The sequence below is a fragment of the Pedobacter sp. BG31 genome, from assembly GCF_042464845.1.
Lineage (GTDB): Bacteria > Bacteroidota > Bacteroidia > Sphingobacteriales > Sphingobacteriaceae > Pedobacter > Pedobacter suwonensis.
The window spans coordinates 306,046-314,840 of record NZ_JBHNZK010000004.1; the positions used below are offsets into that span (position 1 = coordinate 306,046).

Sequence of the window (8,795 nt, forward strand, 5' to 3'; positions counted from 1 at the left end):
AATTTTCATTATTTGTAAAAACCTCAAATCAGCCCACCAAAAATTTTAGAAAAAATTCCTAATTCTCCTTCCCTACAAGCTGCAGTTCCAGGTTAAGTTTATCTGTTTTTTCTTCGTTGCCATTCGCAGTTTTTTTCATCAGTTTGGCGCCGGCAATTTTGCCAATACCCGGACTTTTGGCAAGCGTATCAAGCAGTTTAACGATGTTGAAATAACTGCCCTTAAAAATGAATTTCTGCGTAACTATACCCCGCGCAATTTCACTGGTATCCTTTTCGGCAGGAATGATGTTGGGACTAAAATTGATCTCTACATTTTTGGCAATGGCCATGGCCGATACCGATTGCCACAGGCGATTTTCGCGGTCTTCTGTGCGAACTTTATAACCTTTTAATACCGATTGATAAAAAGTATGTTTGCGTTCCAATTGTGGAAAAGCAGCATCAGGTTCCTGGCCGGGCTGTTGTGCAGCTTTTAGCTGCCGGTTTAGTGTAACAGCTGAGATGGCCTTTTCGAATGAAAAAACATATGCAAGATAAACCAATACAATCATTAAAAAAACCATAACGACTCTTTTATTTTTCTGGCTAAGTTTCGCTATCATATCAGTATTGGATCAAAAGGTTAAACTGAAAATTTTGCGATTCTGTATCCTGCTGGTAACGCAAAAGTTTAACTTCTTTCGCCCATTTTTTTTCTTTAAGCAAAAAAATCCAGTTGTTTACTGCAGTCAGGTTAGCGGTTTCACCAGCTATCTTGATTGAGGCAAGTAAATCTTTTGCATCCTTTGGATCTTCCTTTAACTGATCAAATATCACCTCGTTTAAAGTAAGTGCCTTAGGTTTGCTGCTACCGATTTCGTTCAGTAAAAAAGCATAACTATAACCGCCGTTCCAGCCCAGTTTATTTAATAATATCTTTTGCTCCGTGATCTCTTTTTTCAACAAGTCGCTTTGATCTGCAGTTGCCGTCATTGCCCCCACCTGCTCATTTAATTTCGCATTTTCTGCATTATAATGGGTTAAAGTCAAAAAGCTGATGAGTAAAAGACCAAGCAATGCAAAAACGAAAATTCCAGCTGCTTTTTTAAGTTTTGATTGTTCAAGAAAATCTTTAAAACGGTTGTCTACCTGAGTATCATTTGCCTTAATCACCGATAATTTATCGTGCAGAAAAAGCTGAAAGGCCAATGCATAGGGTACCAGCAAAGCAGGCTTAAGTTTGGTATCGCCGAGTTTCAAATTTCCGGCATCTTCTGTTCCTTCTGCATAACGATAGCCCGCTATTGCACCTGTTTCATCCACATCAAACTGGTGACCATTAGCTGTAAAGCCACCACCGGGCACACTTAACAGTTCCCAAATCGAAATTACTGATAATGCACCCAGGCTCAAAGCATATACCTGCAAGCCCGCGGTTTGCAGTTTTCCTACCATATCATCGGCCAGGGCTTGCCTGATGATGCTGAGCCAAACCAGATCGTTAGAAAAAGCTTCCTGTACATAAAAATCTTTCCTTTCAACTGAAGGAAAGGCTGTCCTGAAGAAATCCTTATTTTCTGTTCCGCTGCCCTTGATTTGCTTATGAATAATGCCTTTGCCACTTAACGCTAAGGCAACCGGGAATTTGCGTGGGAGACGCTCCAGCACTTTCACCAGCGTACCCTCAACCGTATGGTGCTCTGCAGCATCTATCCTATCGCCCTTACGTGTAATTACCGCATAAGTACAGCGATAAGTTTCGTTTTGCAACAAGGCAATTTCAATGGCCAGTATCTGTTCAAACGGTTCGAACATGCCTAATATAAAATTGTAGGTTTAATAAATACCAGTGTTACCACTTTGTTGTTCGATTTTTCCCTACTGCTAAACAACCATTTCAATATGGGGATTCGCGATAAAACAGGTACACCTGAACCGCTCTCGCTGCTTTCTGTACGTTCTAAACCACCCAGAACGATCATATCTTCGTTTTTAGCCCTGATAATAGAACTGAACTTACTGGTTGATTTTGGCGGCGGTGCATTTAATGGCGGGTTACCGATAAAATCAGAAATGTTTACCTTAATGTTCAGCGTTACCTGGTCATCTCCGGAAACCACAGGCTTAATATCAATTTCGAGATTTGCATTAACCTCTGTAAACTGTTCGGTTACGACCGTTTGTGCATTTAATGATGGAATTACATTTTGTGTCCGCTGGCTGTAATATCTTGAACTACCGATACTTAAATTAGCTGAATGACCATTAAGGGTTGATAATTTCGGTACCGAGCGGATATCAACATTGTTATTGTTTTCTAAGGCACTGAGTTTGACATAAAAATTAGGGGTTACCCTACCTAGATTTACCGAGCCGTTTCTTCCCAGTTTAGCCAGGAAATTATTGATTGAATTGGCACCAAATGTATAGTCGATGCCCGGTAAGATGGTTCCACCGGTTCTCACACTGTCAGATACCCCTGCGGTGATACCTGTTTTTACTGTTTTACCTTTGCGTACATCTACCAGGGTAACTTCGATCAGTACCATAGGCACTACCCGGTCTATCTGTTTAATGTAATTTTCAATTTCATTTACCTGTGGCGAAGCCCCCGAAAGCAATAAGGTATTCTGCTCCCTGAACTCTTTAATCTCCACTCCTCTTTTCCATTCGGCTGGGATCATCATTTGGATGGTATCCAGCGAGCGGTGCTGCAATTGTACAATCCTGTTGGCGCGTAATCCCTCCAGTTTCCGGTCGCCGATTAAATACACACCACCATCTTTTTTAAAGGTGTATTCGGTTCCCTGCAATAAAGCGGTAAGAAAAGTATCATACCCAATCCCATTTAGTTTGGTGGTTACGGTGCCTTTGATATCGGAATAGATAAAATAATTGGCACCAACTTCGTTCGAGGCCGATTTAATCAGGTCCAATATGGGTGTATTTAGTGCGTCGACGCTTACCGTGCGGTTGCCCTGGTTATCTTTCCGGCCGTTCAGCGTAAAGTTTGATGCTCCCTGCCCCATAGCGGCTTTATTGCTTCTTTTTACAGCTGTAGCCTGATCGCCGTTTACATAAAGCTCCTCTCCTTCACCTAAAGCCTGAAAAATAAATACCCCATCATTGGTTTTGTTCATTTTAAGCTCATTGGCATAGGCCAGTTTTTCCAGCGCGACTTCAAACGGGGCAGCAGCAATAAAGCCACTCACTTTTTTACCCATCAGGGCAACCGGCACCACCACATTTTTTTGCGACAGCTGGCTGATTTTTTTTGCCACCTGACTTAAGGTATCGTTATTGAGTTCGAAACCGAGATATTCATTGGATGCATTATAATTCACTCGAAAATCTTTAGGTACCACCACAGGCTTGGGTGATTGCACTTTAGTTACCGACATAATGGAGCCAATAAGGTTAACATCCAGGTCGTATTCTTTGGCCATGAACAGGATCACATTCATCGCCGTTTCGTTACGAAAATTGGTATAAACCTTAAAGTTCAATTGCGGGTCGATATTGATGTTCAGGTTGTTGGCCTGCGCCAGTGCCCTCAAAAATTCTTGAGCGGAAGCACCCGACATGGATAGCTGAACGGGTTGGTTTAACCCAGGCACGGTTACCGAAAGGTTACGAAGGCGCTCTTCGATGGCTTTTAGCCGTTCCTGACTGTTGATTTGTGCAGAGGCAGCTAAAACGAATAGATTTAACACGATAAAGGCCAAACCCATCAACATTTTTAATAGCGTTTTATTCTTCATTTAGATAGCGAGTAACAAGGGGTAAATTTCTTCGATGGAGGTTAATCCATCAGCAAATAATGCAAAAGCATTTTTAGATAGTGTACTTATTTTTTTCTCTTCGAGAACAGGCTCGATGGCCATGTTCCCTTTCCTGATTTCCTGCGACAGTTCGGCGTCGATCGGGATTACTTCATAAACCGCCTTCCGGCCACTGTAACCCGTATAATAACAGTGTGCACAACCGGTAGCCACAAAATGCGTATTTACTGTTTTAGGTGGATTAAACTGTCTGGGATATCGCCCGGCCTCAAGCGGTTCTTCTTTTTTACATTTCGGGCAAAGCAATCTTACCAGGCGCTGGGCTACAGTAGTATTGAGCGTATTGGCTACCAAAAAACCAGGGATACCCATGTCCATTAGGCGCGATACCGTACCCCAGGCCGAGTTGGTGTGAATGGTAGATAATACCAGGTGACCGGTTAATGCGGCCCTGATGGCCATATTGGCCGTTTCCGGATCTCGGATCTCACCCACCATAATCACATCAGGATCCTGCCTTAAAAAGGTACGCAAAGTGGCTGCAAAACCCAATCCGATATTCTCCCTCAACTGCACCTGGTTTACGCCTTCCAGCGTATACTCAATCGGGTCTTCAATGGTGAGGATATTACGGGTACTTTTATTTAAAAGTTTTAAGGTGGCATACAAGGTGGTGGTTTTACCCGATCCGGTTGGCCCGCTGATCAGAATAATCCCATTGGGGCGTTGCACACCTTCCATATAGTGCTGCATATCCTGTTCAGATAAACCCAGGGTATTCAGATCGATATCGGTGCTGCTGTTGTTTAATAACCGGAGTACAATTTTTTCTCCGTAAAGGGTGGGCAATACCGACACCCTGATATCAAAAGCGGCAAAACGTGCAGAGGTAAACTGAATCCTGCCATCCTGCGGCAAACGTTTTTCGGCGATATCCAGGTTGGCCATGATCTTGATTTTATTGATCAGCGCAGGATAGTCTTTCTTTTCAATCTGATACCGCTCAATCATCATCCCGTCTATCCTTACCCGCACACGGGCACGTTTTTCAAAAGTTTCGATGTGGATATCACTGCTTTTTAAACGCCTGGCTTCTTCAATCAATACGTTTAAAAAGTCATCATTAGCTGAAATTACTGAAACTTCTTTATCATCACTCTCTGTAGATACATCGCCCAGGTAATATTTAGACAGCAACCTGCTGATTTCCTGTTGATCGAGCGGTAATAAAGAAACATTACAGCCCAGCATCACCTGCAGTTCATCTGTTAGCTGGCGCTCATCACCAAGGCCATCCCAACACAATACCAAACTCCCGTTTGCTCCGCGTTCTTTCGGAAATACACGATATTCCATCGCAAACGCTTTGGATATCAATCCCAGTATTTCAGGTTTAATTTCCATAACCGAGTAAATTGATAAGGTGATCATCCGAAAGCAGATTGATGGCAGGTGTAAACCAACTGATTGCCATCAATATCATAAATAGCAATGCCTGATAGCCTGCCAAAGGTATTTTTTTTCCATGCGCAGTAGACTGGTAGCCAAAAATCGCGGTAAACAGGATGATGAACATCAGGCTTAACAGGTAAAATAGCACATAATTTAAAAATGAAAATCCAACACACAATACCACCAGGAACAACAGGTCGCCCAACCCGAAAAAGCCGTCAAATATATTGGTCAGTTTTTTTTGTTTGATGGAAATATATCCCGTTAATACTGCAAATTGTAAAGCTAAAAACAGTATGCTTTTACCTGCCTGTGCAACGGTTCCGGAAAAACCCAGTACCTGTACTGTGGCTGTTGTCATCAGCAGGAAAAGTATTGGAAACATCCACCAGTAAATTCCCCGGTATTTAAAATCCTGATAAACCATACCCGCTAACACCATAAAAATCGCCCCCTGCAATAAAAACATTAATCGGCAACAATTTCCTTTAAGTTCTTATCCTGGTCGATCTGCCATACATTATAGGTGCCATCGCCATCAAAATCGGCCACAGCGGTAGCTTTTGCCGTAAAGGTATTGTTTGTAGCAGCCGTAATTTCAATTTTATAATTGGCTTTACCATCCTTTGCATCAGAAGTTAATTTTTCCTGAATAAAGCCGATTTCTGATAAATCTGAAGAATATTTAGAATGTTCGTAAAAGTAACTCTGTTCCAGCTTGGCCACATGCTCCAGCTGCATTTTGGCCTCGGTTGTTTTGGCCTTGGTAATCAGTGGCATCAGGTTAGGCAAGGCCAGCAAAATTAATATACCAATAATGGCCAGCACAATCAGGATTTCGGTAAGGGTATAGGCGTTGAGTTTTTTTGAAGTATTAATTTTCATTGCACACGTTAATTTGTTTGGCACATTTCCTGAAAGAAATGTGATGAGGCTGTAAAATGCAAAGAAATTTATAATATTCCCAATATTTTTGACGAACAATGCAAATTGAGTGATATTCTTGTATTTTGGAGTAAAAAATCAATACGTAGTTTCCTTTGCTAATCTTCGTGTGATATTGATGTATCAATGCGTGTTTAGAGGCTTTATTATAAGTAAGATTGTCATCCTTGAGGGATAATTTATTTTATAAAAACTACTATAAATTACGTAACTGATTTCTTATGCCAGACCGCTCAGTCTTGCCTCGGCTCACCGCCGCCGAAAGGCTCTTACTTTTTGGCATCAAAAAGTAACAAAACCGAGGCATTGCCGAGCTCATTAATACAAATGAAAAAAATATAAAAACATTAATAAAATGCCGGCTGAAAATTTTTCTTTTGAAGGCAGTAGTATGGCTGGAACAGTGCAGTCCGAAAAATTTATTAGGCCGGTTTTAAGTAGAACGGTGATACAGTGCTATGGCCTAGCTATACCGAAATGCATTATGCCAAATCTACTCATTAACGGGCAATTATAGAATAAAGTCAATGGTAGCTTGTCGAAAGGCCATGTTTTAAATGCGTTTCGACAGGCTCAACATGACAGACTAATAATAAATTATTTTGATTGTCAGTCCGCGTTCAACATCAATGAATCCGTAGTATCTTTATACTCAGCCTAGCGCCCAAGGACTATGGACAGATAGGGTTTGTCTTCTGCTCATGATCTGAATCACAATGATTTGCACTATTTTGCAATCAAACGCCTTAATTTAATCATCAAGATTTCTTTGTGATTTGAAATTTTATTTCTAAATTGCTGTTGCGAAATAATAATAAACAGAATTTTCAACTTAGACAGAGGAGCAAATAAATAAGCAATCAATTTTAACAATATTCCTGGGTGAGCGGTTTGGCACCGTATCTAAATTTTCTCTGAAAAGAGTTTATTGTTGTTTCGCAGCACCCAGGATCTTTTTAACAATGTTATGCGAAACAACAATTGTAAAAACCAAAACACACAGCTCCCTGTTCAGGTTGCAGCTGAACCCAATTACATGAATGTATTGCCTGCCATTTGCGCGGTAAAGGCTACCCTACATCACATTGATGGCAAAGTTTCTGAAATCATCATGACTTTGCCACGCTACAGCGGTTGGGCAGAATTTTTAGAGGATGGGCAAAATGCCATTCGGGAATACGTATATCAGCTCACCCGGCATTGGATCCAGATTAGCCATTTCTTTATTGAAACCGGAACCATCACACCCAACGGTACAATAGCTTCGTGTTTTTTGCCCCGCCGGTTCGATATCCCTTTAGGCAAATTTTATAAACCGATGGTGCCTGGCTACTGGGTATCAGCCAATCAGCATCCGCACCATCCAAAGCATCAACAAAAAGGATCGGGCAGAAGTTTATCCGAATTAATGGCTATTGCAAGCAACAGAAATGATGTTGTTTATCATCATATAGAACCCAATATTATTCTTTGTGGCATTCCTAACGAAAGCAAATCGGCCTATTTTGAAAAAGGTGATGTTCCTATCGGGCATTTTAAAAAGAATGGAATCGAGTACATGGTGATTTACAGTTATAGTGTTGATGGGGAAAGGATTTTTGAGTGATATACGGGTAAACTAGATTTAAGCCCTTGCAGATGGTAAGGCCTAAACTTTTCAATACTTTTAATTAAGAATTGGTAGAAATAGCAAAGCGCAGCAATTTCAACTGCGGCGCTTTGCTTTGTTAGTTAGATTTTGGTCTGCGAGAAGCTAAGACTAGATGGGGAGCATCCGCATCATCCAAAGTATAACCAAAAAGGATCAGGCAAAAGTTTATCAACATTAATTGCTATTGCAAGCAACAGAAACGATGTTGTTTATCATATAGAATCCAATATTATTCTTTTTGGCATTCCTAAAGAAAGCAAATCGGCCTATTTTGAAAAAGGTGATGTACTTATCGAGCATTTTAAAAAGAACGGAATTGAATATACGGTGATTTACAGTTATAGTGTTGATGGGAAAGGGATTTTTGAGTGATAGAAGGGGCAAATTAAATTTAGAGGCTTTATCATAAGTAAGATTGTCAATTCTGAGCTTGTCGAAGGCCATGTTTAAATGCGTTTCGACAGGCTCAACGTAACAGATTATATGAATTAGTCAAAACTTAATCTGACAGTTACGATAAATTAAACAACGTAACAGAGATTAGTATTATGACTACACAATCAAAGATCATTAAGAACAAATTAGGTATCCTTGAGCTTGCTCAGCATTTGGGCAATGTCTCGCAAGCCTGCAAAGTAATGGGTTATTCACGCGATAGCTTTTATCGTTTCAAAGAACTTTATGAACAGGGTGGTGAGCTTGCCCTTCAGGAAATCAGCAGAAGAAAGCCAATTCTCAAAAACCGTGTTGAAGAGCATATTGAGAAAGCTGTTGTGGCAATGGCTGTAGATCAGCCAGCCTTAGGTCAACTCCGGGTATCTAACGAGCTTAAAAGACAGGGCATTCTGGTATCACCCGGCGGAGTCCGAAGTATTTGGCTCCGCCACGATCTTCACACCTTTCAACTCCGTTTAAAGGCATTAGAAGCTAAGTCCGCACAGGAAGGATTAGTCTTGACCGAAGCTCAGGTCGTAGCTCTGGAAA

General features: G+C 41.1%; 9 protein-coding genes. 3 read left to right on the forward strand and 6 right to left on the reverse strand.

All coding sequences use genetic code 11. The annotated features are described in order from the left end of the window. Positions 1-58: 58 nt before the first annotated feature. From ACFE6N_RS08035 to ACFE6N_RS08060, 6 genes are read right to left on the reverse strand one after another with little or no spacing between them, the layout of a single operon-like run. Positions 59-565, reverse strand: coding sequence for a hypothetical protein (locus ACFE6N_RS08035; RefSeq protein ID WP_378935395.1), 507 nt, complete (start codon positions 563-565; stop codon positions 59-61). A 40-nt stretch (positions 566-605) separates the two neighbouring features. Beyond that, positions 606-1,796, reverse strand: a complete 1,191-nt coding sequence (locus ACFE6N_RS08040) for a hypothetical protein (RefSeq protein ID WP_378935396.1) — start codon at positions 1,794-1,796, stop codon at positions 606-608. Positions 1,797-1,798: 2 nt separating this feature from the next. Next, on the reverse strand, positions 1,799-3,742 hold the full coding sequence (locus tag ACFE6N_RS08045) for a type II secretion system protein GspD (protein WP_378935398.1): 1,944 nt from the start codon (positions 3,740-3,742) through the stop codon (positions 1,799-1,801). Beyond that, entirely contained in the window at positions 3,743-5,167 is a 1,425-nt protein-coding gene (locus ACFE6N_RS08050; RefSeq protein ID WP_378935400.1) for a GspE/PulE family protein, read from the reverse strand. Beyond that, positions 5,157-5,684 (reverse strand): hypothetical protein, encoded by a 528-nt coding sequence (locus ACFE6N_RS08055; RefSeq protein ID WP_378935402.1) that lies wholly within the window; start codon positions 5,682-5,684, stop codon positions 5,157-5,159. Before ACFE6N_RS08055 ends, ACFE6N_RS08050 begins: the two co-directional genes overlap by 11 nt. Further along, positions 5,684-6,100, reverse strand: coding sequence for a type IV pilin protein (locus ACFE6N_RS08060; RefSeq protein WP_378935404.1), 417 nt, complete (start codon positions 6,098-6,100; stop codon positions 5,684-5,686). Before ACFE6N_RS08060 ends, ACFE6N_RS08055 begins: the two co-directional genes overlap by 1 nt. A 1,027-nt stretch (positions 6,101-7,127) precedes the next feature. Between ACFE6N_RS08060 and ACFE6N_RS08065 the strand changes: the two genes are divergently transcribed. The 3 genes from ACFE6N_RS08065 to ACFE6N_RS08075 all read left to right on the forward strand — a co-directional run. Beyond that, positions 7,128-7,766 (forward strand): hypothetical protein, encoded by a 639-nt coding sequence (locus tag ACFE6N_RS08065; protein ID WP_378935406.1) that lies wholly within the window; start codon positions 7,128-7,130, stop codon positions 7,764-7,766. A 132-nt stretch (positions 7,767-7,898) separates the two neighbouring features. Then, positions 7,899-8,183: a hypothetical protein gene (locus ACFE6N_RS08070; RefSeq protein ID WP_378935408.1), complete on the forward strand. Its 285-nt coding sequence runs from the start codon at positions 7,899-7,901 to the stop codon at positions 8,181-8,183. Between the two features lie 176 nt (positions 8,184-8,359). After that, positions 8,360-8,795 (forward strand): helix-turn-helix domain-containing protein (locus ACFE6N_RS08075; RefSeq protein ID WP_378935409.1); only part of this gene is annotated, 436 nt, incomplete at its 3' end.

What these genes read in the sequence shown, in the direction of transcription:
- ACFE6N_RS08040 (WP_378935396.1), bottom strand. Translation starts at nt 1,796, where the DNA reads ATGTTCGAACCGTTTGAACAGATACTGGCCATTGAAATTGCCTTGTTG.
- ACFE6N_RS08050 (WP_378935400.1), bottom strand. Translation starts at nt 5,167, where the DNA reads ATGGAAATTAAACCTGAAATACTGGGATTGATATCCAAAGCGTTTGCG.
- ACFE6N_RS08055 (WP_378935402.1), bottom strand. Translation starts at nt 5,684, where the DNA reads ATGTTTTTATTGCAGGGGGCGATTTTTATGGTGTTAGCGGGTATGGTT.
- ACFE6N_RS08045 (WP_378935398.1), bottom strand. Translation starts at nt 3,742, where the DNA reads ATGAAGAATAAAACGCTATTAAAAATGTTGATGGGTTTGGCCTTTATC.
- ACFE6N_RS08060 (WP_378935404.1), bottom strand. Translation starts at nt 6,100, where the DNA reads ATGAAAATTAATACTTCAAAAAAACTCAACGCCTATACCCTTACCGAA.
- ACFE6N_RS08035 (WP_378935395.1), bottom strand. Translation starts at nt 565, where the DNA reads ATGGTTTTTTTAATGATTGTATTGGTTTATCTTGCATATGTTTTTTCA.
- ACFE6N_RS08065 (WP_378935406.1), top strand. Translation starts at nt 7,128, where the DNA reads ATGCGAAACAACAATTGTAAAAACCAAAACACACAGCTCCCTGTTCAG.